Annotated in this window: 25 protein-coding genes; 3 read left to right on the top strand and 22 right to left on the bottom strand. The window is 63.4% G+C overall.

Translation table 11 applies throughout. From position 1 onward, the window contains the following. The 7 genes from tnpC to DLJ53_RS33710 all read right to left on the bottom strand — a co-directional run. Positions 1-831: IS66 family transposase (gene tnpC, locus DLJ53_RS33745; protein ID WP_244935231.1), on the bottom strand; the 831-nt coding region annotated here is incomplete at its 3' end. A gap of 95 nt (positions 832-926) precedes the next feature. Continuing rightward, the gene (tnpB, locus tag DLJ53_RS33740; protein WP_111352706.1) at positions 927-1,274 is read right to left on the bottom strand and encodes an IS66 family insertion sequence element accessory protein TnpB; all 348 of its coding nucleotides are present in this window, start codon (positions 1,272-1,274) and stop codon (positions 927-929) included. Continuing rightward, on the bottom strand, positions 1,271-1,684 hold the full coding sequence (gene tnpA / locus DLJ53_RS33735; protein WP_111352705.1) for an IS66-like element accessory protein TnpA: 414 nt from the start codon (positions 1,682-1,684) through the stop codon (positions 1,271-1,273). The genes tnpB and tnpA overlap by 4 nt, the downstream gene beginning before the upstream one ends. Before the next feature lie 359 nt (positions 1,685-2,043). Then, positions 2,044-4,215 carry an amylo-alpha-1,6-glucosidase gene (locus tag DLJ53_RS33725; protein WP_111352704.1) on the bottom strand — a complete coding sequence of 724 codons (2,172 nt, stop codon included), beginning with the start codon at positions 4,213-4,215 and terminating at the stop codon, positions 2,044-2,046. Further along, positions 4,215-5,357, bottom strand: coding sequence for a glycosyltransferase family 4 protein (locus DLJ53_RS33720; protein ID WP_111352703.1), 1,143 nt, complete (start codon positions 5,355-5,357; stop codon positions 4,215-4,217). The genes DLJ53_RS33725 and DLJ53_RS33720 overlap by 1 nt, the downstream gene beginning before the upstream one ends. 304 nt (positions 5,358-5,661) lie before the next feature. Further along, entirely contained in the window at positions 5,662-6,996 is a 1,335-nt protein-coding gene (nhaA, locus tag DLJ53_RS33715) for a Na+/H+ antiporter NhaA (protein WP_162409819.1), read from the bottom strand. A 52-nt stretch (positions 6,997-7,048) separates the two neighbouring features. Next, entirely contained in the window at positions 7,049-7,309 is a 261-nt protein-coding gene (locus tag DLJ53_RS33710; RefSeq protein WP_111352701.1) for a hypothetical protein, read from the bottom strand. A gap of 148 nt (positions 7,310-7,457) precedes the next feature. Between DLJ53_RS33710 and DLJ53_RS33705 the strand changes: the two genes are divergently transcribed. Continuing rightward, positions 7,458-8,192, top strand: a complete 735-nt coding sequence (locus DLJ53_RS33705; RefSeq protein WP_111352700.1) for a Crp/Fnr family transcriptional regulator — start codon at positions 7,458-7,460, stop codon at positions 8,190-8,192. Positions 8,193-8,232: 40 nt separating this feature from the next. On the opposite strand, the gene DLJ53_RS34990 is transcribed toward DLJ53_RS33705, so the two are convergent. The 6 genes from DLJ53_RS34990 to DLJ53_RS33680 form a co-directional block, all read right to left on the bottom strand. Beyond that, positions 8,233-8,658 carry a hypothetical protein gene (locus DLJ53_RS34990; RefSeq protein ID WP_146620186.1) on the bottom strand — a complete coding sequence of 142 codons (426 nt, stop codon included), beginning with the start codon at positions 8,656-8,658 and terminating at the stop codon, positions 8,233-8,235. 390 nt (positions 8,659-9,048) lie between these two features. Beyond that, on the bottom strand, positions 9,049-9,579 hold the full coding sequence (locus DLJ53_RS33700; RefSeq protein WP_211100732.1) for a hypothetical protein: 531 nt from the start codon (positions 9,577-9,579) through the stop codon (positions 9,049-9,051). A gap of 522 nt (positions 9,580-10,101) precedes the next feature. Further along, positions 10,102-11,412 carry a transposase gene (locus DLJ53_RS33695; RefSeq protein ID WP_425320983.1) on the bottom strand — a complete coding sequence of 437 codons (1,311 nt, stop codon included), beginning with the start codon at positions 11,410-11,412 and terminating at the stop codon, positions 10,102-10,104. Positions 11,413-11,625: 213 nt separating this feature from the next. Next, a complete protein-coding gene (locus tag DLJ53_RS33690) occupies positions 11,626-13,884 on the bottom strand; it encodes a DEAD/DEAH box helicase (protein WP_202913513.1) in 2,259 nt (752 codons plus the stop codon). After that, positions 13,841-15,148 (bottom strand): ATP-binding protein, encoded by a 1,308-nt coding sequence (locus tag DLJ53_RS33685; protein WP_111352699.1) that lies wholly within the window; start codon positions 15,146-15,148, stop codon positions 13,841-13,843. Before DLJ53_RS33685 ends, DLJ53_RS33690 begins: the two co-directional genes overlap by 44 nt. Further along, on the bottom strand, positions 15,145-17,250 hold the full coding sequence (locus DLJ53_RS33680; protein WP_111352698.1) for a tellurite resistance TerB family protein: 2,106 nt from the start codon (positions 17,248-17,250) through the stop codon (positions 15,145-15,147). Before DLJ53_RS33680 ends, DLJ53_RS33685 begins: the two co-directional genes overlap by 4 nt. 583 nt (positions 17,251-17,833) lie before the next feature. Here DLJ53_RS33680 and DLJ53_RS33675 point away from each other — a divergent pair. Beyond that, positions 17,834-18,394: a recombinase family protein gene (locus DLJ53_RS33675; RefSeq protein ID WP_111352697.1), complete on the top strand. Its 561-nt coding sequence runs from the start codon at positions 17,834-17,836 to the stop codon at positions 18,392-18,394. Between the two features lie 23 nt (positions 18,395-18,417). On the opposite strand, the gene DLJ53_RS33670 is transcribed toward DLJ53_RS33675, so the two are convergent. From DLJ53_RS33670 to DLJ53_RS33630, 9 genes are all read right to left on the bottom strand, one after another. Beyond that, positions 18,418-18,729, bottom strand: coding sequence for a HigA family addiction module antitoxin (locus DLJ53_RS33670; RefSeq protein ID WP_111352696.1), 312 nt, complete (start codon positions 18,727-18,729; stop codon positions 18,418-18,420). 11 nt (positions 18,730-18,740) lie between these two features. Continuing rightward, positions 18,741-19,022 (bottom strand): type II toxin-antitoxin system RelE/ParE family toxin, encoded by a 282-nt coding sequence (locus DLJ53_RS33665; protein ID WP_202913512.1) that lies wholly within the window; start codon positions 19,020-19,022, stop codon positions 18,741-18,743. Positions 19,023-19,052: 30 nt separating this feature from the next. Then, positions 19,053-19,403, bottom strand: a complete 351-nt coding sequence (locus DLJ53_RS33660) for a PHB depolymerase family esterase (RefSeq protein ID WP_111352694.1) — start codon at positions 19,401-19,403, stop codon at positions 19,053-19,055. Positions 19,404-19,742: 339 nt separating this feature from the next. Then, a complete protein-coding gene (locus DLJ53_RS33655; protein WP_202913511.1) occupies positions 19,743-20,012 on the bottom strand; it encodes a hypothetical protein in 270 nt (89 codons plus the stop codon). 98 nt (positions 20,013-20,110) lie between these two features. Continuing rightward, entirely contained in the window at positions 20,111-21,127 is a 1,017-nt protein-coding gene (locus tag DLJ53_RS33650; RefSeq protein ID WP_211100731.1) for a fatty acid desaturase, read from the bottom strand. A gap of 131 nt (positions 21,128-21,258) precedes the next feature. Further along, entirely contained in the window at positions 21,259-21,585 is a 327-nt protein-coding gene (locus tag DLJ53_RS33645; RefSeq protein WP_111352692.1) for a hypothetical protein, read from the bottom strand. Continuing rightward, the gene (locus DLJ53_RS35410) at positions 21,582-21,737 is read right to left on the bottom strand and encodes a hypothetical protein (RefSeq protein ID WP_162409817.1); all 156 of its coding nucleotides are present in this window, start codon (positions 21,735-21,737) and stop codon (positions 21,582-21,584) included. The genes DLJ53_RS33645 and DLJ53_RS35410 overlap by 4 nt, the downstream gene beginning before the upstream one ends. Before the next feature lie 268 nt (positions 21,738-22,005). Beyond that, positions 22,006-22,949, bottom strand: a protein-coding gene (locus DLJ53_RS33640; protein ID WP_235708155.1) for an IS630 family transposase whose coding sequence is annotated in 2 segments (ribosomal slippage) — positions 22,006-22,607 and positions 22,607-22,949 — 945 coding nt in all. Because the reading frame shifts where the segments join, the coding sequence is not laid out codon by codon here. A gap of 456 nt (positions 22,950-23,405) precedes the next feature. Beyond that, positions 23,406-24,299, bottom strand: a complete 894-nt coding sequence (locus DLJ53_RS33630; RefSeq protein WP_111352690.1) for a transglutaminase family protein — start codon at positions 24,297-24,299, stop codon at positions 23,406-23,408. A 138-nt stretch (positions 24,300-24,437) separates the two neighbouring features. Between DLJ53_RS33630 and DLJ53_RS33625 the strand changes: the two genes are divergently transcribed. Further along, entirely contained in the window at positions 24,438-25,319 is an 882-nt protein-coding gene (locus DLJ53_RS33625; protein WP_111352689.1) for a transglutaminase-like domain-containing protein, read from the top strand. Positions 25,320-25,617 lie beyond the last annotated feature (298 nt).

Genomic DNA, 25,617 nt, shown 5'->3' with positions numbered 1-25,617 from the left:
AGCATAGTAGAGCGCGGCTGGAGGTGCCCTCCCGCCGAACGGCCGGTCGTCGCGCACGTAAGCCCAGATGTGGCCGGTGATCGTCTTGCCTTTGGCCAGGATCGGCACCGTGGTGTCGTCGCCGTGAAGGCGCTCGGCGGCCAGTACATGCGCCTCGATCACGGTGTGGAGCGGTGCGAGGGCGGCCGTCGCGGCGCCAACCTGGTCGGCGAGCGTCGAGACCGACAAGTCGATGCCCTCGCGGGCATAGCGCTCGCTCTGCCGGTTCAGCGGCTGGTGCTGGCCGAACTTCTCGAAGAGGATCGCCGCCGGAAGGTTCGGTCCGGCAAAGCCTCGCGGCGTGACGTGGAACGGCGCCGGCGGCTGCGTGATCGTCTCGCACTGACGGCAGGCGAACCGCTCGCGCACCGTCTGGATCACCTTCCACCGGCGGGGGATCACCTCCAGCGTCTCGGTGATGTCTTCACCGAGCTTCGACAGCCGGGTCGAGCCGCAGCACGGGCAGCTCTCCGGCGCGGCAATGACAACGCGCTCGCGCGGCAGATGGTCCGGGAATGGCTTGCGCGCGGGGCGCTTGCGCGTGAACGCGGGGGCCGCCCCTGTCTGCAGCGCCGCGTTCTCGGCGGCGCGCTCGTCCTCGCTGGCCGCCGTCTCGAGGTCCTCGAGCTGCAGTTCCATCTGCTCGAGCAGACGCGCCTTGCGCTCGGAGCGGCTGCCGTAGAGCTCGCGCTTCAGCTTCTCGATCTGGAGCTTCAGATGGGCAACCAGAGCGGCCACGTCCGACTGCGCCGCTTCCGCGGCGAGGCGGCGTGCCCGCTCCGCGCGGATCATCGCGTGAGCGCTGGCAAGGTCGTCGGGGAGCGAATCGGAGGTCGTGTCCACGCCTTCAGCGAATCATGATCCCCGGCATCCGCCAAGGCAAAACGTCACCCGACCGACGTCGGCCGCCAGGTCTCCTGCGGGTGGCGCCAGTCGATCCCTTCCAGCAAGTAGCCGAGCTGCGCCGGCGTGATCGTCACGGCCCCATCGGCGGGCGAAGGCCACAGGAAACGCCCCCGCTCCAGCCGCTTCGTGAACAGGCACGCCCCCTGGCCGTCGTGCCAGATCACCTTCAGAAGATCGCCGCGACGCCCGCGGAAGCAGAACAGATGGCCGCTCAACGGGTCGCGCCGCAGCACCTCCTGGACCAGCAGCGAGAGGCCGGGAAACCCCTTCCGCATGTCCGTGTGCCCGGTCGCCAGCCACACCCTGACGCCGCTCGGAACCGAAATCATCGACGCTCCAGCACCGCGACCACGCGGGCGAGCGCCTCCCCGTCCACGTCGGCGCCGACGACGATCCGCCGGCCGCAGGTAAGAATGATCTCCATCCGCGAGGTCGTCGCCGGGGCTTCAGGCCGCGGCTCTACCGGCTGCGGTTCAGGCTCCGCCGGGACCGGCTCGATGATGGCAGGCACGAACGTCGGCGTCATCGCAGATCGGAGCGGCTCCACCCGGAACGCGCGCCGCCACGTCACCAGCTGCGAGCGCGAGATCGCGTGCCGCCGGGCCGTCGCCGAGACCAGCCGCGGACCCGCCAGGCTCTCCAGCACGATCTTCAGCTTCTCGTCATCGCTCCAGCGACGCCGGCGGCCCCTCTCGACCACCTCCAACCGCTCGAACGCCCTGTGCGTATGCCTGTCCATACGCACAGTTCTCCGCCGCTCCGCTCATCACCCGCAAGGCGGCCTCCGCCGGAGGCTTACCATTTCGCGTCACGCGCGTGCATAGGACGGCTCTATCGAGAGAGTTTCGTGAAGCCGCTTCCAGGTGGCCGTTTCGAAGCGCTCCGGCCAGTCGACACCCCATACACGGGCGAGCCGGCGGGCGCGGGGGAGGTAGGCTGCGGCATAGGCGTGATCTTGTATGGCTCCAATTGGCTGAGTCTCTTTGTGACGAAACTGGCGCTTTTCAAGCTGAACCCAGCGGCTAGGCGTTGGCAACCTGATGTCCGTTTTGTCCGCATAGCGGATAACGGACCGCATACCTCAAAACGAAGTCTATTTTATTTTATCACCAATATCTTCGCATGACCGGAACGCGACAAAATAGTCGTCGCAACGTCCTCTCCATAGCGATGCATCCTTACGTCGGTACGTGAGGAGCCGAGGTGGACGTTCCGCAGGACGATCTCGTCGAGGAAGGACGGCATCAGCGGTTCTCGAAAGCGAAGCTCGTTGTCGGCCTGAACCTGCTCGAGCCCAAGGCCGGCCGCGAGCAATCCGAACACGGCCGAAGCGGCCCACGCCTGCGGCGAACAGGCGACCGGATATGGTGCGGGGCCTCGCCCCGGCCGGCGCATGAAGCCGCAGAACAGCTCGGGAAGACGCCTCAGCTCTTGGTTTTTGGCTGCGTCGAACAACCCCTCAAAGACGCGGATCGCCTCAGCTTTGTAGCCATAGCGGGCAAAGCCGATGGCGATGACGGCATTGTCGTGGGGCCATACCGAGCCGTTGTGGTATGAGATCGGATTATATCGCGCTTCGCCCTGAGCCAGCGTGCGAATACCCCAGCCACTGAACCCATTGCGGTTCATCAGTTCGTCGGTCACGCGGGCAGCCCGCTCCGGCGCCGCGATGCCCGCGAAGAGCGCGTGGCCCGCGTTCGAGGCGCGTACCCGGCATGGCCGCTTGGCGCCGTCGAGAGCGAGAACGTAGGTGCCCAGCTCCTCATCCCAAAACGAGTCCTCGAAACGGGTGCGCAGCGTCTCCGCGGCGGCCGAGAGACCTATCGCCCCGTCGCGTCCGAGACGCCTCGCCATTTGGGCGGCGAGGCGCTTGGCTGCGAAGACGTATCCCTGGACCTCGCATAGAGCGATCGGCCCTTCGGTATCCGCGCCGTCGGCGTGGAAGACGGAGTCGTGGGAGTCCTTCCAGCCCTGATTGGTCAAACTTCCGGAGCTTTCAGGATAGTACTCAACGAAACCGTCACCATCCCGGTCGCCATACTCGTCGATCCAGCGCAGGGCTGCATCGATATTGGGCCAGATGCTGGCGATCGTTTCGAGATCTCCTGTCGCGTCGAGATACATCCCGGCCAGCATGACGAAGAGCGGCGTCACGTCGACACTGCCGTAGTAGCGGCGGAACGGAACCTCGCCGAGATTCGCCATCTCGCCGTGACGCATCTCGTGGAGGATCTTGCCGGGCTGCGCATCCGACTGGGGATCGGCTTCGGTGGCCTGCGTTGCGGCCAATGTGCGCAATACCCCGCGGGCCACCGATGGATCGACCCACAGCATGAACATTGCCGTGAAGATGCCGTCGCGCCCAAAGACAGTGCTGAACCAGGGTATCCCGGCGTAAGGGTAGGGACCGAGATCGCTCGCGGTGATGAGTGTGTAGACGTCGGACGTGGCGCGACACGCAACCTCGTTGAACAGCTCGCTCGAACTCTCCAAGGTGGCAATGTCAGCGGTCCGAGCCCGCCTCGCTCGGCAGCTGTCACGATAGGCACCGAAGAAATCCATCACCTGCGCCGGCTCCCGCTCGTCGCAGGCGACGGTGAGGAAAATGGAGGTCTTCTCGCCCGGCCCGAGCGCGAACTCGAATACCGCCTGATTTGCTCCAAGCGCCTTGGGGACCGGAGCGAAGCCGATCACGCTCCTCCGTTTGACCCCGTCGAGGCCTTGATAGTGAAACGCCACGCGATCCTGCGCCATCACTTCGACCGAGGTGAGACCCCGCCTGACGCGCTTCATCCCGCGCACCTCGAACAGATCTCGAAAGTCGGCATCAAACTGATAGTCCAACGTCAGACGGCGACGACTCGAGGTGAAATTTCTGATGCTCAGTCGTTCGTAGCAAACAGCCTTCCAGAGGAAGGTCATGCGCTCGACAAAGATGGTCTCCGGCGGCAGACGGTCCACGCCCTGCACTTCGGGATTGGTGAGATCGACGGAGAGCGCCGCCTTATCGTCATGGGTTTCCGAGTTGAGCAAGAGCAGCCGATGCCCCTCCAGACGCAGTTCCATGCGGGACAGAAAGCGGGTGTCGCGGAAGAAAAGCCCTTCCGCCGTATTCGGCACGGTGCCTAGATCCCCGTGGCTGTCGAGGACGGCGAAACTTTCACCGTCCTTGAGGCTTTTCAAGGACCGACCGACGAGAGAGGTCTGGGGCTCGACCTCGTAATGGGAAGGATTCGCGACCGTCACGTGCCCGACGGACTGCAACACCATCAGATCTGCACCTGTGACACTCCCGAGAACTGCGGCCAATCATCCGCCAACGCGCCGGGCATGGCGATCGGCAAAGGCCGAGGTGGGATGACGCTCCGCTCCCTCGGCATCGTCGCCGTTGGCGCGTCGAGCACGCGCTCATAGGCGGTGATATAGTCCTGCGCCATCCGAGACGCAGTGAACCGCTCCTCGAACCGCTGGCGGACGGCTTTCCGGTCCAGAAAAAACGCCTTCGTCAACGCCGCCACCGCTGCATCGATCGATTCGACGATATAGCCCGTGACGCCCTCATCGATCACTTCAGGAACGGCTCCGCTTCGCCAGCCAATCGTCGGTGTGCCTTCCCGCATCGCCTCGATCATCACCAGGCCGAAGGGCTCCGGCCAGTCGATCGGAAACAGCAGAGCGAGAGCATTGCCGAGGAGGTCCCGCTTCTCATGGTCACCGATCTCGCCAATAAACTCGATCAGCGGATGATCGAGCTGAGGTTGGATAACATGCTGGAAATACTCCTGATCGGCGGGATCCACCTTCGCCGCGATTTTCAAGGGAATACCGGCCCGCTTCGCAATCTCAATCGCGCGGTCCGGGCGCTTCTCAGGAGCGATGCGGCCGAGGAACGCCAAATAGCTGCGGTCTTGCGTTTCGGCAGGGGGAGGTCCGAACGGGAGCCCGTGCTGGACGGTGGCGAGCCAATTGGCTGCCGGAAGGGGCACGCGTTGGCTCGCCGAGATCGACACCAGCGGCATCGTCCGAAAGGTACGGTAGACGGGATGGAAATCGCTAAGATCGAGGCGTCCGTGCAAAGTCGTAAGGCATCGGTCTGACGCCTTCCTGAACATCGGGAACTGCAGCAGATCCACATGGAAGTGGATGATGTCAAAGTCTGCTGCCTGGCGTCGAACCTCGTCCAACATCACGAGAAGACTCGCGGTGTGGTCGCGTATTCCACCGAGACGCAACCCTTCCGGCACGCTGCGGACCAGTTGGGCGGAGGTCGTCGAATCCCCGCTCGCAAACAGGGTGACTTGATGGCCTTGGCGAACGAGCTCTTCGGTCAGCCAGGAGACAACCCGTTCGGTGCCGCCATAGAGCCTCGGTGGGACGGATTCGGCCAGCGGCGCGACTTGAGCAATTCGCATAGTGTTCCCGGATGCTGCGTCACGCGTCAGTCGAAGGCAGGGTATTGCCTTGAACTCGCCGACTACTCCGTCCACCAGGGCGTTGCAAATGCACAAGAACGGTTAGGTCATATATGGGTATCGGGATAGCGTACGGCCAGCGGCGCATTCGCGCGTCTGGTGTTCGGAGAGCATCGGTCCCGAGCCGATACACACGACTTTCTGGAGAGCGACCGCCGGCGATCGGCTTGTGCGGTGCACTCGTCCTCAGCTCGCGAGATCGCGGGTCAGTGTACGGTCGCATCACGTGCGCGAAGCGGCTGGTTCAGCTATGTGACTGACCTCGCACCTGCACCGCACGCGTTGTAAGCCGGATCAGCATCAGGATGCCGATGATGGCGGAAAGGGCTGATCCGCCGAGGATCCCAAGTTTGACGGCATTCAGCATGGCCGGATCAAAAGCCAAGCCTGCAATAAATAGCGACATGGTGAACCCGATGCCGGTGAGAAAAGCACCTGCGGTCAAGAACGGCCAGGACAAGTGCGGGGCTCGCCTTGCCAGACCAACGTGGACGGCGAGCCAGCTGAAGCTGAGTACCCCCACGGGTTTGCCGAGTACCAGAGCTGCAATGACCGCTACGGAGACGGGTTGCCAAAAATCGGTACTCTCGATCGCAATCCCAGCGTTGGCCAACGCGAAGAGCGGCATGACACCAAATCCAACCCAAGGGTGCAGCATAATTTCAAGGCGTTCCACTGGGGAAAGCGCTTCCGCAACGGCCCGGCCGGCTGCGCGGAGGTCGTGGCGTTCCGCGGTGTCACCGCTCCAATGCTCCCCCCCTGGATAAGAGAGCACGCGGCCGAGGATCATGCGCAGGCGCGCATCGTTCACCCATATGCGCGTTGGTGTCATCAGCCCCAGCACAACACCTGCGATTGTCGCGTGGATGCCAGAGGCGTCGAAACACAACCAGATCGCGCCGCCAACCAGAAAATAAAATGGGACGCTTCTTATCCCGAGCTTGGCAACGCCTGCCAGGAAGGCCAGCGCGGATAACCCGAGGCAAAGAGCGAGCCAATTCAGCGCTTCTCCGTAGCCAATAGCGACGACGAGAATTGCTCCTACATCGTCGAAAATCGCCAGCGACAGCAAAAAAAGGCGCAGCGTCGGCGGTATGCGTTGACCAAAGAGTGCCAGACAACCGATCACAAACGCCGTGTCGGTCGCCATTACTGTTCCCCATCCATGCATCCCCGGCTGATTGGCCATCAACGTCAAGTAGATAGAAACCGGGACGACCATGCCGCCCAAGGCGGCGGCGAAGGGAAGCGCAGCGAGGCGGAAATTTCGCAATTCACCGAGAACAATTTCCCGTTTGAGCTCGAGCGAAATCACGAAGAAAAAGAAGGTCATCAACCCGTCATTTATCCAGTGCCGCAAAGAACGGGTGAAATCCAGTGATCCCAACTTCAGGCCGATCGGGATCTCCCAGAACGAGAGGAAAGGCACGGCCCAGGCCGAATTCGCCAAAATCAGTGCCAGCAGCACGGCGAGGAGCAACAATCCGCCGGCCGCCGCCTCGATTTTAAGAAAACGTGCGAACGGTCGCGTGACCTTATCAGCTATTTCATAGGGGAGATTTGCGCTTTGATCGTCGATCATAACAGTTAGCGATCCAATTTTGGCTTAATGTTAATTGACCACGCGGGCCTTAATCGACGTCTTTTCGACCCCCTCCCATCGTATAAATCGACTTTCCGTCAATCATAATCTTGTTAATCAGGTCGGCAGCGGCCCGATGGGCTGCTCTTCCGGAATCCGGACCAACAGCATTCTCGTGGGTGGCGGCGGCGTCGCGAAGAACCCCGACGATTTCGTGATCTGGCAGTAGCCCGTGATCGTGTAAGGCAAGCAAGAGCGCCTCGCAGATCGAGAGGGCGGCCATTCCGAAGTGGTCTGTCTGATCGGGCATCGCGAGGCTGTCCTTACACTGGCAATCAGAGCGTTGTGATATGTGAGGAAGTCGCTAATCCTCGCACAAGGTCCGGTATGCTGAACTGATCGACAGCAGTTTCTGCGCCCGCATTGTCGGGAGTTCGCCACCTGTTTCGGAGGGGTCGTTGAGCACCGTTCAGAGAAGCCCGCTCACCCGAAAGCTCTCTGCCTTTGTCTCCCTGTCCGAGACGGAGCTCGCCACGCTGGAGCATCTCCATCAGCGTAGTAGAATCTTCGTTGCGGGACGCGATCTGGTTCAACAGGGGCAGTCGAAGCAGGCGGCCTATATTCTGGCAGCGGGCTGGGTCTGCTCCTATAAGATCCAGCGTGACGGATCGCGTCAGATCGTTGACGTTCAGATCCCTGGGGATTTCCTGGGTCTACGGAGTATTCTGCTGCGCACTGCAGATCACAGTTTCGAGCCGATCACCGATATTCAAGCAGTCGAGGTTCTGGCTGCCGACCTTCTGGACGCATTTGCGCAGACCCCTCGATTGGCGATGGCCGTCCTCTGGGCGGCGTCACGGGACGAAGCAATGGTGGTTGAGCACCTCGTTGGCATCGGACGACGTGATGCCGGTGCCCGGATGGCGCATTTCCTTCTCGAACTGGGATACAGGCTGGCCCTGGTGGGGATGGGAACCAAGGCGGGTTACGCTTGTCCTTTGACCCAGCACCATCTGGCCGATGCCTTGGGGCTGAGCGCCGTGCACGTCAACCGCGTCCTGCGTCAGTTGCGAGAAGGCGGACTAGTCACATTTCGGGAGGGGCACGTGACGTTCAACAACTACGATCGCCTGATCACACTGGCGGAGTTCGATCCGGGTTATCTCGATCAGACGGGCCCTCTTTTGAAGTAACCCGTTCTGTGGGAGGGAAAATCGGCTGACAACGGGCACGTCATTCGCCTGAACCACGAGCCCCAGCTAATACGACTTGCGCCACAATCAGAAGAATCATGAGGATCGCTAGGATCAGCGATGGCGAAATCAATGGCGCCTTGGCCACAAATGACCCAGCTAGCGACTTAGCGTGAAGCGTGGAGCGCTCTGGTAGCAGAAGTATCAACTCTTGCGCCACAGCGCCATAATCTCGTCCGAGGGTAGGCACGTCGCGGAACCTTGAAAGGAGCAGTGCCAATCGCTCGCGACCCGCCTCCCGTCCCAACGTGGAGACTTCGGCAGCTTCCTTCCATGGATCCAGACCCAATCTGGCAAACGTTGAGAGAACCGTCACGATATTTCCGTTTCGATCTTCACCGATCGAAGCGTACAAAAAAGGTTCGAACTCACGCCCATCAGGAGAGGCATCAGCGACTTCGCGCATCATTGTCTTCCTATCAATGCCGAGATACTAGGCGCGCCGCAGACAGATTCGGATAAATTTTTATATTTATATAAACTCCCCAATACGTCCGCAGCGTACATGATATTCTCGATTGTCATCGATATATACTTGAGGCGTATCCCGTTGAACTATCCATCCCCCTGCACCTGTTTGGAGACCCCCTCTGAGGAATTCCGTACGGGCGGCTGATGCTCGCCTTGGTAAGGGAGTCCGGCCTGATCCGATCGAGGCGGCATACCCTCGTTCTCGGCCGCCAGTATCGAGCCCTGTAATTGATCGCGGTCCGCCCCGGCTTGACGTTCGGGCCCCTGTACTAGCGCACCGCGACTGGCGCCCGTGTAGTGCAACCGCGACATTTGAACGCGAGCTTTAGTATCCGTCGCTTTGATGTTCATCTTCATGTCCTCCTCGTATGCCGGGTCGATAGCAATCCTCACTGGATCTAAGTGCCAGCTTCAGTAGAGCCACGGCCGCAAGGGCCTGCTCCTTTTGGCGATAATCGCCGCGGAAGGCGCCATCGACCTTCACCTCCCAGATCCCGCTCCTCTCTCGAAGCTGAACCCGCTCCAGTTGAGTGGCTTGCTGTGCAGAACTTGCTGGGAGTGGTTGCTTTGGTGCGGATCTCTTCAACGCTGCCGCGCCGCCATTTTCCGGGGCTCGCGCGTGCTTTTCGCCGAGAAGCATTACAGCGCGAATGAACTCTTCGGCATAATCGTCAGTATCCTGGTAGTCGTGTTCGTGTCGCACCATGCTCATCGGCTCCACGAAACGCTTGCTCAGATGTTCGACGAAACGCGGTTCCGTGCGGGACATGTAGGCGATGAGCGCCTGAAGGACCCTCTCGTGGGCCAGTACACGCCGCTCGAGAGTGGTTGTCTCGGAAGGTTCTGCATGTGTCATGGCTTTGTTTCGCCTCTCATACGTAGAATGGGTGACCAATGTGGACGCGCAAGGAACGAGCGCCGTTGAGGCACGGATTGCACGTGTCTCCGGTTCGGGGGCTCAGCTCCTGGCACCGTCGCCGCGCCGGTCGATCGCCGCTGCTGGTAGGTTGACGCCGCCCGGATCCGTCGCCAATTCTCCGCGACCGTCCCCGCGGGGTGCCGCTGGCCAGCTAGGTGAGTTCTGCGGCTGCGGAGGTGCGACGCAGTTTCGACAATTCGCTATTTACGTCAGGATCGGGCGAGGTGTGCTGACGTATGTTAGCTCCATTCAGCGGAAAATCACTCGATATCTCAAAAACGAAGGAGGCTGTTGAAGAAGTCCGTCGAGACAAGCTCGTGGCCGATCGCCCTTTCCTCGATCTTCCGCCGTCGATTGTTGCCGCCCGGAGGATCACGTCTCGCAGGACCCGCCGGGCGGTTTACGCGGCGGCCGTCCGGGTCCCTGGACCATCCGCGGGGAGGAGCTTCGTCATTCGTTTCAAATTCTGCGCCGTTCGGCGAGGACGAACTGCTCGTCGGCGCCGCGCAGACCGCGTAGCCGGAGGCGGTGGAGGCCGTCGTTATGCTTTACGCAGGCGAACAGCCGCTCGACGCGTTTGCGCAACCGCAGCGAGCGCTCGAACGCCTCGGTGGCTTGGCGGGCCTGAACCGTCACCCGAACGTCCTGATGGAGCGATCGGCTGATCGCTCGCGTCGAGCTCGTCGTACAGCGCGTCTTGATCGGGCATCCCTTGCAGTCGCTGGCGCGGCTTCGGTAGGCGGTCGTGCCGCTGCGTCTGGCCTCTCCGCTGGCGTCGCCGACACGCCGCAGCGGCTTGCCTTGAGGGCATAGGTAGCGGTCGCCCTCTTTGTCGTAGCCGAAGTCGGCATGGGTCATCCGTCCCTCCGTCTGATGCGTGCGATCGATGACGGGAACGTGCGCCTCGATCCCGCGCTCTTCGATCCACGCCAGGAACGGGCCCGACCCGTAGGCCTTGTCCGCGGTGAGAACCTGCGGGACCGCGTCGTGCCGGACCCGCAGTCGTTCGATCATCCGGCGTGCGGCTTCGGGCTCGTCGGCAAAACGCTCGGGCGCCGCCTGGACGCCCAGCACTACACCCGATTCGGTGTCGATGAGCGCGTTCATGCCGTAGGCGAACCGCGCCTTGCCGTGCTTGCGGCTCAGCGCTGCCGCCGGGTCGGTCAGCGAGACGCGCTTGGCCGCCGAACGGCGGACGCCCTCCAGATCCGGGCAGGCCTGGTCGAGATCGGATAGGTATTCGCGCACGGCGCGCGAGGCCTGATCTGCGCTGGGAAGATCGGTGACGGACGCGACACAGCGATCCGGCGCCGCCGACGCGCGCATGTGGCTGCCGTCGACCGCCACATGCGTGGTGCTTGCAGTGCCCGCCGCCAGGCACTGTTCGACAGACATCTCGAACACGGTCCGCATCAGACCGCTCTCGCGGAAGCGCCCGTGGCGGTTCTTCGTGAAGGTCGAATGGTCGGGGACCTTGCCGGCCAGATCCAGCCTGCAGAACCAGCGATATGCGAGGTTGAGGTCGACCTCCTCGCACAGTCGCCGCTCGGAGCGAATGCCGAACAGATAACCGATGAGCAGCATCCGAACCATCAGCTCCGGGTCGATCGACGGCCGCCCGGTGGCGCTGTAGTGCGCGGCCATGTGACGACGCACGAAACTCAGATCGAGAACCGCATCGACCCGTCGCAGGAGGTGACCGGCCGGAACACGGTCCTCCAGATTGAACTCGTAGAAGAGCGACGCGTGCTCGATCTGCCGGCCCATCATCGCGCTGCTCCGCTTTCGCGCTACCCGCAGAGCATCGATTCAGATCGGCGGTTTCCCGACCATCAACGACCGGCGTTTTTCAACAGCCTCGAAGGATTTTCAGGCCATCGCGAATGAACATCCCTTCTCCGGGGTCAAGCGCGCAATGCTTCTTGAAAGCGTCTCGTGAAAGGGGACTCTCAACATGCCGTTTTCGCGGGGGCGTGCAACGTCCTACCCGGGAGCCTTAACCTTCTCGATCAGTACTGCCGCCGTCGCCGGGATTTGCTGGCACAACGGCTGGTTCGAGCGTGCCCAGAGCGCGCGCAGCAGGCTATCCGGCACGTATTCGTCGAATTTGGCGGTTTTCAAATTTCCAACGAACTCCGACAGGTCGTCGGCATTCGGGGGGGGGGCAGCCGCCATCTGCCCAAGAATTGCTGCCGCCTCCACAGGCGAGGTGTCCGCAATGGTCACTCCGAAGTCATGCACCTCGCACTCCAGGCCCGCCGATGTCAGCGCCACCGCGAAGGTCGACGAGAAGGCAGCCCCTCGCCAAAGGAGCACATGGGTGTCCGAGGCGGCGGGGACGATGCGTTTCGTTTCCAGGGATAGTTCCCGGAACGCGGCCCGGCCTTCTCTCAAGAACTCGGCCGCCACTTGGTCGAGATAAGCTGGTGCGTCCGACGCCATCCACACAGTACGCATTTCGGTCGCCAGGCGGTCATGGATCCCTTCAACAGAGAGACGATCGAATTTCGGCAGGCGTCCTGAGGGATGGGGGGCGACGTCGAGAACGTGCGCTGCATCGTCGACGCTCTCGACGCGCCACCGGCGGCCGGCAAAGCCGAGCAGGCTGCCGATACTGACCACATTCGAAAGGGGGATGGTTCCCAACGGCCGTCCACTCGCGACGAGGCGCCATTCCTGATCGCTGTCGAAGATCGCGTAGAAGTCCCGGCCGCTCGTCAGTCGCTCCCCCATTTCCCCCAGCATGATCGTTCCGTCAGGGGCTTGCTCGATCAAGCGGACCTGAGGCGACGCCATGCCACGCAACAGGACGCCGAAATCCTTGGCTGTGATGGCCGATAGCGGACCGCTCCCGCACAGCGTGGCGTAGATGCGGTCGGCGCGCTCGCCACCCCGCTCGACGATGATCGAAAGCGTCTGATGAAGTGCGACCGTTGCAAGGGCGGGCGACGTACCCGGTGGCTCCACGAACTTTGCGACGAGCAGTCGAACGGCAGCGACGGCGCGCACCACCTCCGGCCGGATCCGGTCGAGCGGATCTGCATCCGCCGGAATATGGCGATCTCGCACGTAGTTGCGCAGGATCGCCGGTACGCCCTTTCGCCGGCCGCTGCGGCCGAGTCGCTGCCGCAGAGACGACAAGGATCGTGGCGCCCCAATCTGCGCCACCGATTTCACCGAGCCGATGTCGATGCCGAGCTCCAGCGTGGTGGTGGCGACGGCTGTAGTCGGCAGATCGGCCTTCTTCAGACGCAGCTCGAGTTCGTGTCTGAGGTCTTTTGACAGGCTCCCGTGGTGGGGGAAGAACTCGTTGGGAACGCCGGCTGTTTCGCTGCGCCGCCTCAACCGATCTGCGAGCGCCTCGACGCGCCTGCGCGAGCCGGCAAAGACAAGATTGTTCTCACCCCTCAGCGTTTCGAAGACATGATCGGCGATATCGTCAAGAGCAAGGCGTGGCCCCTCGTCCTCCTCCAGTCCGTCGATATCGTCGACGTCGGGCGGATCGAGGTAGGCGCGCACCTGAATCTTGATTTCCGCCCGGTCGCCGGCTGCCTCGATGACGCTGACGGTCTGGGGCGCTTCCGGATGGAGCCAGGCCGCCGCGATCTGAAGATCGCCGATCGTGGCCGACAGCCCGATGCGTCTCGCCCGACGTGCGGAAATCCGGTCGAGGCGGCGCAGGAGGGACGCGAGGTGGAGCCCACGCGGCCCCTGGAGAAAGGCGTGAAGCTCGTCGATCACCACGAAATCGACGGCTGCGAAGAGGCGATGGGCGTCTCTCGGCCGCCGGATGAGCATGGCCTCGATCGATTCAGGGGTAATGAGAGCGATGCCGGACGGGGCTTTGAGGATCCGGGTCTTGCCCGACTGGGGGGCATCGCCGTGCCACCGAACAACCTCGATCCCCAGCCGCTCGCACAGCGGTTCGAGGCGGCGGAACTGATCGTTGATCAAGGCCTTCAGCGGGCTGACGTAGAGTGCGGCAATGCCGGGCTCCTTCCGCTCCGCCACCTCGGTCAAGATCGGAAGGAATGCGGCCTCCGTCTTGCCGGCGGCCGTGGCGGCAGCAATGAGAGCGTCATCCTTTTCGCTCAGGATCGTCGTGATCGCGCGCGACTGGACCTCGCGAAGCTCGTCCCACTTCTGCTCCCAGATCCACCGCCGGATCTCCGGATGGAGTCTGTCGAAAGCCGACACCTCAGATGCGCAGAGTGGCGAGATCCTCATCTCCGCCGCCATCATCACCGGATCCGTCGCTTGCCTCGACATCAGGGGCAAGGTTCACCTCGTCGACCAGGGAGCGCCAGTCGGTGCCGGGGTTCTGCTCGAGCACGGCGAGAAGCTGCACGAAGGACTTGATCGTGTTGCGAGGCGTCCTGAAATAGGCCTCCCCGATGCGCTGGTTGCAGTGCGCCATGAACGCCGGCAACGCCTCGTCGGGGACGAGGTGGCGGTCGGGGTCGCCCTCGGCGAACACGTTCCGGAGATTGGCGAGGAGGATCATCAGGTCCTCTGGCGTCAGGCTCTGCAGGCGCAGGACCGGCCCGGACATATCGATCAGTCCGTTTCCGGCAAACGCATTTTCCGACAGGCGAGATTGTAGCGCCTGGTAGCTGTAGAGCCCACGCCGGGTGTCCATCAGGAATTCGGGCGTCCCGCCGAACAGGAAGCCGATGCCGGAGACGTTCCCCTGAAGGACGTCGTTCAGGACACGCAGAATCTGCTCGAAGTTCTGGTTTCGCGCCTGAGCGCTCTGGAGTTTGTAGAGGTTGACCATCTCGTCAAACACGACGAGGAGGCCAGCATAACCGGCGAGGCGGACGAATTCGGACAGCAGCTTCAGGCCATCATAGACGTTGCCGTCGTCGATGATGGTGCGCACGCCCAACGCCTGGCGTGCCTCGGTCTTCGTGGTGTACTCGCCGCGAACCCAGCGCAACGCGGCTGCTTTGAGCACCTCGTCCCCGTCCTCGCTGCCCCTCCAGTAGGCCTTGAGGACGGCAGCGAAATCATAGCCTCCGACATGGTCCTGAAGGCGAGCGAGGCGTTCCTCGATGACGTTTTCGACCAGGACCCCGCGCGCCTCGCCATCCCGAACGCACTCCGTCACGAAACGCTCGACGACACTCGCCAGAGCCCCGCCGTCAGCCTTCGTGCGAGTCGCCATGTTCCGGACAGCTTCGGCATAGAGCGCACGGGCCTGACCGCCCGTCGCATGAAGGCGGCGATCCGGCGCGAGATCGGCATGGATCGTCACGCATCTCCGTTCGAGCGCGATGAGACGCACGAGGTTAAGGAAGAAGGTCTTGCCGGCGCCATACTCTCCGATCACGAAGCGAAGCGCGGAGCTGCCACCAGCGATCCGATCGATGTCGCGAACGAGGGCGGTGATTTCCGCGTTCCGGCCCACTTGGATATGCTGGAGTCCGGTTCGCGGCACCACACCGGCCGCCAATGCCTGGAGGATGGTGTCGCGGTCTCGCGTCCTGATCTTGCTCTTCGTCACGTCGCGGCCTCCAGTTTCTTCAGTTCCGGCAACAGATGCTCGACGACAACGACGTCACCGTCCTCCTCTAGGACTGGCTCGTCGAACGTCTCGAAGCCCCACTCGTTGATGGTCTCGATCGCGCCGTCGGGCAGCAGGCGCAAGCGCTGGGTCATCTCTTCGAACCGCTCCCTCTCGAGCCGCCCCACGGCGATGAGGCTGGCGAGAAGTTCTCCGTGCTCCACATCGAGGCCGGCGAAAAGCCGTTTGCCCCCCTCCACTGCCGGCGCCTGAGCCACAGTCGGTACGAGATCCTCGTCCTCCACGAAGATGTCCGCCAGCAGGGAGGAGACTTCCGAGGTCTCCTTCCGGAGACGCGCAAGGCGGGCGTGGTCGAGCGCGATACCCATTTCCGGCACAGGCGCAGGGGGGATGGCCTCCCCCGAGGAGCGCTCTTCGGGAATGACACTGACAGGCTCGTCCACCACGACCTGCCCCCGATGCAGCGAGGCATAAACGTCCGCTTCCGGTAGGCCGAGCGCTTTGTGGAGCTTCTCGAGGAAACGGATCTCAGACGGATCGACATGGCCGTCTGCGAGGACGGCGGACAGCGCGGCTTCGGTCACACGGCGCGCCTCCTCCTTCGGAAGCCCGGCGAGGCGCTTCATGACGGCCTGCTGCCGTGGCGCGTCCTTCAAGAGAAGGATCGCGTGTGCCGACAGCCGGATGCGTTCGGCTTCGGCAAGACCATCAAAGCTCCAAATTTCATCGCGGACACTCCGGAATTCCGCTTCGTGGATATCGCCGTCCGCTGCCGCAGCGAGCACGCTGACGTCCACCATGGTTCTCGCAGCGTTGTATTGAGGCCTCTCGGCGTCCACCGGACCGCCATGTGGTGCCTTAAACAGCACGGTCTGCCCGTTGGGCGTCAGCGTCACCGGACCGTACCGCCGGTCTGGCTCGAAACCCATGTCGAGCTTGTCGAGGCACTGGCCGATCTGGCCGGCCGCCGCCGCTGTGATCTTCCCTGACGACGACAGAGGGATTTGCAGCAATTCGATCAATCGCTCGATCGGAAGGCTGACGATCGACTGCCCGCCGAAGATTTCTTCGAGTTCAGAGCGGATCCTCGCTGCAGCGGCGGCCGCGTCGCTACCCAGAATTTCTTTGGGCAGAAGGGCGATGGCCTCAGCGCTCGCTTTTGCGTCGGGCCTGCGCCCCAAAAATCTGCTGTAGGCGTCGAGCTCGTCGGAGCACGCGTTCACCAGGTCCCGTAGTCCTTCGATCGGGGCAGACACTGCAGCAATATCTGGAACGGTGCCGCCTTCGACCGGGAGCTCCACACTGAACGTGTTGCTCGCCGCACGATATTCGAACTTCAGCTTCGTCTTTGGAGGATTGACCTTCAGGCCCTTCGGATGGCGTTCCGCGAAGCGCACCTGCCAAAGTTCACGAAACTCCTCGAAACAGCGCGTCGCCGGCGTCCGCAGTCGTGTGTCGGGCAGCGAAAGGATCCACAGGAGCGCGTCTTCCGCCGCGAGCGGTCGCTTTTCCGCGAGCTGGCGTCCGAGATGGAGGCGGACAGGGTAGCTCATCTCGTAGCCGCCGCGCATGTCCGGCGACAGTTCGGGGACGCTTCCGGTGCGACCCATCGCGATGTTGGCCGCCGCTAGGAACCGGTGCGCATAGCCATGGAACGATCCGTTCGTTCCGTAGATACCGAGGAGGCGTTCCACTTCGGCCGTGATCACTGGCCCTTCCACCAGCGCCTTGTCGACGAGCAGCCGGCGCTCCAGACCGTAGAAGTAGAGGAATACGTAGCCAATCCCAATGTCGGGATCGCGGCGCCGCTGCGCATGCCATTCGAGATACGTTCGGCGCGCCGCGGGCTCGATTTCCGAATAGGATGGCCAATAGGGCATGGAGTTTCCCGCCTTGTCCGAACTCCCCGCTGAGATTGGAAGACCTGGATCGATCAGACAGTTTTTGGTTCCCCCATAATATTGGGCCCGCAGAATGCTTCCGACATAGACCATGCCCGGTATAGAATAGCCGTGTATGGAAACGAATTCGCCGAAGCCGATCCACTCTGCCGGCTCCTGCCTTTGTAATCGCCGCCGCATATCGTCGGGGCGTTCCTGCTGATCAGTTCTTCGCTGCGTGCCGCGGGATAGGGGTATCGTCGGAGGCGTAACGGGTCGCGCTGTCCCGATCCGGTCGGCTGACTTTGCTATGTGCTTCCGCCCCTCTTCGCCGCCAAATTCTTGCCGGTCGATCCCTCGGGGCTCGACGCGCGTAGTCGGCGGAGAGCGTGGGGCTATGGGTCCCTTGCGGGGCGATTTCTCGCCGTTTCTGGATCTGCGAGTGACCGCATACCAAACGACCGCAACGATCACTCCGATAACGAGCCACTCCACTCTATGCCTCCGCCGAACGTCTAACCGGCTAACAGAGCAGCATGCGGTGCTGTCGAAGGGAAGTTTGTGGCGGTCGCAAAATCACTTCCGGCCTCGCCCGCACGGTGGAACTTGGAAGGTCATCACCTCTTTGGCCGTCGGCAAACAAACGGACGGTTCCTTGCCAATCGAGCTGGTCCGCGTCGCGAAGGCCGTTTGGCCCGCACGAGCGGCAAAATACCCGGTCAGGAAATCAACGTTAAGAATTTTGCGGTCTGGATGAGTTGTCTTTCTTTCTCAGGAGTCACCCATGAAGATCGGCTACGCCCGGGTGTCCACCATCGAGCAGAACCTCGATCTGCAGCGCGACGCCCTCCAGAAGGCAGGGTGCGAAAAGATCCTCGTCGACAAGGCGAGCGGAACGGTGGCAGCGAGGCCGGGACTCGAGAAGGCGAAGGAGCTGCTGCGCGCGGGCGACACGCTGGTGGTGTGGCGGCTCGACCGGCTCGGCCGCTCGCTGCAAGACCTCATCACCTGGGCGCTCTATCTCGAAGAGCAGGGGGTCGCGCTGGAGAGCTTGGCCGAGCGGATCGATACCGCGACCTCGACGGGAAAGCTCACCTTCCACCTCTTCGGCGCGCTCGCCGAGTTCGAGCGCAACCTCATCCGCGAGCGGACCCAGGCGGGCCTCGCCGCTGCCCGCGCACGCGGCCGCCTCGGAGGCCGCCCGAAGGCCCTCGATGGCGACAAGCAGGCACTGGCGGTGCAGCTCTACCGGGAGAAGAAGCTCACGGTCACCAAGATCTGCACGATGATGGGGATCTCGAAGCCGACACTCTACGCCTATGTTCGGTCAGCCGGCGGTGGGTAACGGCCGGTCATTCGCCCGGCGCTCTATGCCACGGTCAGGGTTGGGATCTGTGAGGTGTCGACTTCGCGCATCGCATGCCAGGCGTCGTAGGTGGCCTGCATTCGCAGCCAGGGTCCGGGGCCATCTCCGAACAGCTTGCCGAGGCGGGCCGCCGTGTTGGCCGTGACCGGCTTGCGCTCGGCGATAAGGTCATAGAGATGCTGCCGCGAGATGCCGAGGAGCTGCGCGATCTCCACCTTGCTCCTGCCGACCGCAGGCATCAGGTCTTCTCGCAACAGCGCACCGGGATGGGTCGGGCAGCGATCCGGATTACGAACGGCGGCGAACTCGGTCATCAGGCCCCTCCTCAATGGTATTGCTCAAAATCGACGCGGCAGGCATCGCCGTCCTCGAACTCGAAGGTGATGCACCACGGGCCGTTGACGTGGATCGTGAAGCGGACCGGATCGAACCCTCGAAGGGCGTGGAAGTCAAAACCGGGGAGGTTCATCTCCTCGGCGCTGGCCGCGACATCGAGCCGGTCCAGGCGCCGGAGGATCCTCGCGTGCATCCGCTTGTCGATCCTGCCTGTGCTGCCCTTGCTCCAGAGATCGGCCAGCGGCTTGGATTTGAACGATCTGATCGGCACCGGACTATGTAAGCAATCCACTGACATGTGTCAACGAATTGCTGACACGCTAACCGGCACGCCGGCTTTGGCGAGCCGGTGTCGGCGGAAGGGCGTCAACCTCATTAAGAAAGGGAAGCCGTCCCCGTGATCGGACAGTACGGACGTCATCGCCCCGCCCGACGACAGGCCCGTCACGAAGACGCGGCGGGGATCGCAGTGGCAATGCGCCCCGACGGCCCTGATCATGGCGACGATCGACACCGGCTCGCCGAGGTTCCGGCGGCTGTCGCCGCGCCGGACCCAGTTGAAGCCGAGAAACGCGTTGTTCTGCCGCCGCTGCTGCGGGAAGAGAAGGGCGAAGCCATGCCGGTCGGCAAGGGTCCGACCAGCCGGTCCCATCGTCGTACTCGGCCGCGGACTAAAGGCTGCCGTGGAGGACGACGATGAGAGGGCGCGCGCGGGAAGCTCCTCCGGGACATAAACCCTCGCCCGCAGCCGGCCGGGATTGGGCGCGACGCGGGCAAAATCCCAAAGGCAATCCTCGGCTTCCGTCCTCGTCGCGCCTGCTCCTTCGCAGAGTCGTGCAGCACTCGCAGGCTCTCCTAGCGGCTCATCGGCATGGCACCCACTCTCGGGCGGGTGCGCCTAGCTGTCCTAAACACGGCGGTCCCCGCCGAATCAGGCGGGGCCGGCAACCCCTCGGGCGGTGGCGACCTGTGCGGTGGCGTGTCGGCGGGGTCAGCCGCCGCCGAAGACGCGGTCCGACAGCGAGCCGCGCACACCGCCCGATGGCGGTAGAAGTTCGAGCCTGTCCTCCGTCGCGACCCGCTCATACGGCTCGGCCTCACTGCGGATGGAGTACTGAAAGAGGCCACCGACGGGCGGCAGCGTGCGGGTGATCCTGAAATCCTCCGGCGAATGCGGCGGCCGATCCATCCTGTTGCGGAAGCGGACAGACTGACCGACCGCGTAGATGTGGCTCGGTGCCTCGGCGTGATGGGTCTTCAAGTGGCAGATCCTTTCGGATTGAGTGGCGTTGGTCGCCCGGACAGCCAGGGCCGCGGGGGGAGACGGATCGAGCCGCCCCGGCGTCCCGCCCCGAGGGCTTACGACAGTCGTGCGGTGGAGAACGGGACGAGGCGTCGGCGGTCCTCGTCCCAGAGCGACAGGCGGACACTTCTGAGGCTGTCCGCGATCGTCAGTCGGTTCATCGCGTCGAGTTCGGGATGATCGCGAAGCACCTCAGGGAGCCGGTAATGGGGAATGCGGCTCGAGAGATGGTGGACATGGTGGATACCGATGTTCGCCGTCAGCCAGCGCAGGACCCCCGGCAGATGGTAGTGGGAGCTCCCCTCGAGCGCCGCCACCGGTCGGCGCCAGCTCGGCGGGGCATCCCAGTACGTGTGCTCGAACTGGTGCTGGACGTAGAAGAGCCAGACCCCGGCCGCAGCGCCGAGGAAGGCGATCGGGCCGTGGATCGCAAGAAACGGACCGACCCCGACGATCCAGATCAGGACGGCCGTCACGCCGGCGATGGCGGCGTTGGTCCCCATCGTGCTCGTCCAGTGCATTGCCCCGCTCTGCATGAAGCCGATCGGGAGGCGATGATGGAGAACGAACACGAACAGCGGGCCGATGCCGAACAGGATCGCCGGATGGCGGTAGAGCCGGTAGCGCAGCCTTCCGAACCGGCCGAGCGCGCGATACTCGCGCACCGTGAGCGTCGCGACGTCGCCGATGCCGCGGCGCTCGAGATTGCCGGATCCGGCATGGTGCAACGCGTGTGTGCGGCGCCAGTGATCGTAGGGCGTCAGCGTGATGACCCCGAGAACACGCCCGAGCCAATCGTTCGCCCACTGGCGACGAAATACCGAGCTGTGCCCGCAGTCGTGCTGGATGAGGAACAGGCGGACGAGGAACCCGGCGGCCGGAACCGCCAGCAACAGGACGAGCCAGTAGCCGACGTGGACGAGCGCGGCCCACATCGCGATCCAGATCGCGACGAAGGGGAGGACCGAGGCGCCCACCTCGAACAGGCTTCGGCCCGTCCTCGGCTGCCCGTAGACCTTCAACGCGCGGCCGATCTCATCGGGATGGATCGCGCCACGCGGGAGTGCGTCCACCGGCGCAGGGCAGCTGCTCCGAGTGCTCGGAGGGCATTCGGTACTCAACGGGAACTCACTCTGTTCAAGGCTTGGAAAGGCAAGGGCGAGATGCGCACGCCGGAAGGTAATTTCTTCCGGCGAAAGGACCGTCAGACCGCGAACAGAGACCGCCCGAAAGCGCCTCGTCGGTGGCCTTCCGCCGAACGGGAGGCATCCTGCCGATTGACGCGTCCGAGCGCGCGCAGCGACGTAAGATTGAAGCGCTTCTCGTTGACCGCCATAACGACCTCATCGGCACGAAGATGCGAGAAGTTTTCGATGGCGAAATAGATCGCCTGCTCGGCGGTCGCGAAGCGGTGATAGCCGAGGCTTCCACGTTTGGAACCGGCGTGGCGGGACACGAAGATCTCCGCCGGGGCAGCGAAATCGGCATCGTACATCATCTGGATGGGATCGCTGATGCTGCCGTTGCTCATGATTTGTTCTTTCGGCCATCGAGCTTCGCAACGCTGGGACTCGCCGCCATGGTGTCGCGCAGATACTTGGGTCCGGCGGTCTTTTTCGCCTTCTTCGCGCTCGGGTCCGCCGACTTGAGTTTCTTGTCCGGTCTTCTCTCGCCGTTGCTCAAGGGAATCCTTTCTGGGGACGCGTCACATGCGCTGACGGTCCGCCTGCTCGGGGCGGCCACCGGTCTGAACAACCCGGGAGCGTCGCAAGCCTGGGAAGACTATTATTATATGGGATACGACCAAGACTTGGACAAGACGACCGTTATGGCAAAAGATTCAACTGGGCACCCGGCATTAACATTGAGAAAATGTTCGAAGAACATACAAATATCTCTTGTGCCATCAGAAATGGAGCGCGCACATTAAGGTCCTTAGAGCACTTTCGGCTCAGTCGTACTCATAGCCGCAGTGGCGGATGTAGCGGCGACATTCGTCGGGATCGAAGCGGGCGAGGAGTGCGCCAATCGTATCCCACAGTTCGTCGCGGGTTCGTGCGGCCGCCTTTCGCAGGAGCGCCTTCAGCTTGGCGAAGGCCATCTCGATCGGGTTGAGGTCGGGGCTGTAGGGCGGCAGGTAGAGGATGCTGGCGCCGGCCGCGGCGATCGCCTCGCGCACCCCGGCGACCTTGTGCGCCGCGAGGTTGTCCATCACCACGACGTCGCCCGGCGAGAGTGCTGGCGCGAGGAACTGCTCGGCATAGGCGAGGAAGGTCCGCCCGTTCATCGGCCCGGTCAGCACGAGCGGCGCGACGATCCCAGACGCCCGGAGGCCAGCGACGAACGTCGTCGTGTGCCAGTGTCCGTGCGGGGTGTGGTCGACGAGCCGCTCGGACTTCGGGGCCCAGCCCGTGCGGCGGACCATGTTGGTTGAGGCTCCGGTCTCGTCGAGAAAGACGAAGCGGTCCGGATCCATGAAACCCTGGAAACCGCGCCAGCGCCGGCGCGCCTTCGCGACGTCGGGGCGGTTCTGCTCTGCCGCCTTCAGCGACTTTTTTTGTGCCTGAGCCCGAGCCGTTGCAGCATCGACCAGACCGCCCACAGCGACACCGCCGGGCCGCCGCGCGCGATGATGGCCGCCCTCAGCTCGACGAGCGTGATGCTCCCGTTTGCCGCCACCAGCTCCCGGATCGTTGCCTCGTGAGCGGCCAGCAGCGGCTTGCGATACCCGCCGATCCGGGCCGGCTCGACGCTGCCGGTCGCCCGCACTCGCTGCATCAGCTTGACGACGGTCGACGGGCTCACATCGAAGCGGGCCGCCACCTGGCGAGCCGAGCCGCCGGCATCGACGGCTCTTGCGAGACGAACCCTCAAATCATGGGACAGCGGCGCCATCGTGCGAACTCCCGAACGCGATCACGACCATCTCAGAATCTGATTTGCCCGATTCTCCGCAAGCCGAAAGTGCTCTAGTTATCATTTTCGTCAGCTGTTTCCTTTGCTGCCACAGTGCGACTTTGCTCTCACTGCGGCATGTCGCGCGCAGCGAAATCAAAGGCATAATCACGATGGCCAAGGGCACCGTGAAGTTTGTTTAACTTCTCAGAAGGGCTTCGGCTTCATCCAGCATGAGGGCGGATAGCATGACAGCTTTCTTCACATCTACGCCGTCGAGCGAGCCGGCCTGACGAGCGTCGGCGAAGGGCAGAAGGTCACCTTTGACCTCGAGCGCGGACGCGAGTCCGCGTCGAACCTGCAGCTCGCGGACTGACGATCTCCGTACGGGGCGGTTGAGGGCTCCCCGTCCCGACCGGCGCCACGAGAACGGCAGGCCGCCAGAGAGCGGCAAGGTCAGTCATCGCGCCGGACTACGCTAACCGAGACATCCATCTCGAGGAAGCGCGCACCTGCGGCCCGCCAGGTCCCGCTGACCGGCGCGGCCTGTGAGGGCGACCGCGTCGTCGCGACCCGCACGAGATTGCGGCTCGCGGCGATGCGGTTCGTCGGGTCGAATTCCACCCAGCCGACACCCGGGATGAAGACGTCCGCCCACGCATGGGTCGAGCCGCCACCGCGGATCGTTCCAGCATCGACGTCGCCCGCCGAAACGTCACTGGCTGGATCGTAAAGGTAGCCGGTGACGAATCTCGCGGCAAATCCGAGCGTTCGCGCCGCCTCCATGAAGAGGAGCGCGAAGTCGCGGCATGTCCCCTCGCCGCTGCGGATCGTCGTCGCGGGAGACTGCGTGCCGTAAGCCTCCCGCCGACGATAGCGAAAGCCATCGTGGATCTCGCTCGAAAGCGCGTCCAGCACCTCGACGCTGATGGTCGGAAGACGTGGAAGCCGCGACGCGATCCACGCCTCAACGTCACTCCGCTCGCCGGGCCACAGCAGCAGGAGAAGCGGCCCAAGATCGGTCGCATCGTCGGGGTCGTACTGGAACGGATAGGCTGCCGAACTGTTAGACAGGACCGGAAGAGGATCGTCGAGGCCGTAGCGCCGCAGGTCGAGCTCGCTCACGATGACGAGCTCCGCCGCATCCTCCTCGAAGCTGAGCCATCCGACCGAATTGCCGAACGTGTCGAAGGTCCAGTCGAGCCGCGCCGTTGGCGAGACGGCCAGCCCCGTGCGCAGGATCCGCATATCGTGCGCATCGCGCGGCCGGAGCATCAGGTGATGCACGCCGAAGCAGACGGGCCGATCGTAGAGATACCGGGTCATATGGACGATGCGCAGAGTCGTCATCCGGCTCACCCTGGTGCGCCCCGTGATGTCACGGGCGCATCGACTGAAGTTTACGGGGAAGTCATGTCATCCGTTGCTGGCGCGCCCCGGGCGCCGCACCGACCACGCAACATCTAGGGTTCAGGAGGCCATCCGCCCATGTTCATTCGCGCCGGATTCGAAATCACCATCACCTGCGACGCGCCGACGCCGCTCCTTCTGGCCCTATCGCCCCATTCGACGTATCCGAACCGGATCGTGGGCAACGCGGGCGTCCGTACGACGCCTTCGGTCCCGACGACGGCCTTCGTCGACGGATTCGGCAACTGGCGCACGCGGCTTGTCGCGCCCGTCGGCGAGCTGACGTTGTCGTCCGACATCCTCGTCGAGGACAGCGGCGCGCCCGACCGCTTCAACTGGGACGCGCGCCAGCACGAGGTGGCCGACCTCCCGTCGGACACGCTCACGTTCCTGACGGCGAGCCGTTACTGCGAGGTCGACGAGCTCGTTGCCCGCGCCTGGGAGCTGTTCGGTTCCGTTCCGCCCGGCTGGGCGCGGGTGCAGGCGATCTCGAACTTCGTGCACAACCACCTGACATTCGGCTACGGCTTCGGCCGGTCGACCAAGACGGCCGTCGACGCAATGCGGGAGAAGACCGGCGTCTGCCGCGATTTCGCGCAGCTTTCCCTCGCGCTCTGCCGCGCCATGAATATCCCGGCGCGCTACGCGAGCGGCTACCTCGGCGACGTCGGCGTCCCTGACAGCGGCCCAGCGGATTTCTGCGCCTGGATTGAGGTGTTCCTCGAGGGCGAGTGGTACACGTTCGACGCCCGCTACAATACGCCCCGGATCGGCCGCATCCTCCTCGTCCGCGGTCAGGATGCGGCCGACGTGCCGATGATCACCGCATTTGGCTCCTACCGCATGTCGCTCTTCCGGGTCTGGTGCGACGAGGTCTCCGGGACGACATCCGAGGCCGACCGCCTCGCGATGCTCCAGTCGCTCCCCGACTCGCAGCCTCTGACGCTCGCGGCCGAGTAGAGGCCTGCCGCGGCCTAGGACGAAAACTCGTAAAGGGGATTTCTTCGGAAGTGGAGAGACGATTAAAGTCCTCGATGAGGAGTGTTGAATGGCCCTGGTCTGCTCTCCTGAATTGCCCCCGCGGGAGGGTAGAGTTTTCCGGCTTTCATCGGCACGCCGGGCTGGGTTCGGGTGCCAATTTCATCAGCGCCGCCGGGACCTTATTCCCGATTGCGCCGTGCGGCCGTTCCTCGTTGTAGATCCTATGGAGGTTCATTCTCGGAGAAGGCGCCGGGTGGTCCGGCGCTCAGCCGGAGGG

It is taken from the genome of Acuticoccus sediminis (genome assembly GCF_003258595.1).
GTDB lineage: Bacteria > Pseudomonadota > Alphaproteobacteria > Rhizobiales > Amorphaceae > Acuticoccus > Acuticoccus sediminis.
This window is presented reverse-complemented; position numbering and strand designations above follow the sequence as displayed.

Excerpts from the sequence above, each read along its gene's own strand:
- DLJ53_RS33720 (WP_111352703.1), bottom strand. The coding sequence starts at position 5,357 with ATGCGAATTGCTCAAGTCGCGCCGCTGGCCGAATCCGTCCCACCGAGG.
- DLJ53_RS33670 (WP_111352696.1), bottom strand. The coding sequence starts at position 18,729 with ATGACCGAGTTCGCCGCCGTTCGTAATCCGGATCGCTGCCCGACCCAT.
- DLJ53_RS33630 (WP_111352690.1), bottom strand. The coding sequence starts at position 24,299 with ATGACGACTCTGCGCATCGTCCATATGACCCGGTATCTCTACGATCGG.
- DLJ53_RS33695 (WP_425320983.1), bottom strand. The coding sequence starts at position 11,412 with ATGATGGGCCGGCAGATCGAGCACGCGTCGCTCTTCTACGAGTTCAAT.
- tnpA (WP_111352705.1), bottom strand. The coding sequence starts at position 1,684 with ATGGACAGGCATACGCACAGGGCGTTCGAGCGGTTGGAGGTGGTCGAG.
- DLJ53_RS33725 (WP_111352704.1), bottom strand. The coding sequence starts at position 4,215 with ATGGTGTTGCAGTCCGTCGGGCACGTGACGGTCGCGAATCCTTCCCAT.
- DLJ53_RS34990 (WP_146620186.1), bottom strand. The coding sequence starts at position 8,658 with ATGCGCGAAGTCGCTGATGCCTCTCCTGATGGGCGTGAGTTCGAACCT.
- tnpB (WP_111352706.1), bottom strand. The coding sequence starts at position 1,274 with ATGATTTCGGTTCCGAGCGGCGTCAGGGTGTGGCTGGCGACCGGGCAC.
- DLJ53_RS33675 (WP_111352697.1), top strand. The coding sequence starts at position 17,834 with ATGAAGATCGGCTACGCCCGGGTGTCCACCATCGAGCAGAACCTCGAT.
- DLJ53_RS33660 (WP_111352694.1), bottom strand. The coding sequence starts at position 19,403 with ATGGGACCGGCTGGTCGGACCCTTGCCGACCGGCATGGCTTCGCCCTT.
- DLJ53_RS33710 (WP_111352701.1), bottom strand. The coding sequence starts at position 7,309 with ATGCCCGATCAGACAGACCACTTCGGAATGGCCGCCCTCTCGATCTGC.
- DLJ53_RS33700 (WP_211100732.1), bottom strand. The coding sequence starts at position 9,579 with ATGACACATGCAGAACCTTCCGAGACAACCACTCTCGAGCGGCGTGTA.
- DLJ53_RS33680 (WP_111352698.1), bottom strand. The coding sequence starts at position 17,250 with ATGCGGCGGCGATTACAAAGGCAGGAGCCGGCAGAGTGGATCGGCTTC.
- DLJ53_RS33625 (WP_111352689.1), top strand. The coding sequence starts at position 24,438 with ATGTTCATTCGCGCCGGATTCGAAATCACCATCACCTGCGACGCGCCG.
- DLJ53_RS33690 (WP_202913513.1), bottom strand. The coding sequence starts at position 13,884 with ATGATGGCGGCGGAGATGAGGATCTCGCCACTCTGCGCATCTGAGGTG.
- DLJ53_RS33645 (WP_111352692.1), bottom strand. The coding sequence starts at position 21,585 with ATGAGCAACGGCAGCATCAGCGATCCCATCCAGATGATGTACGATGCC.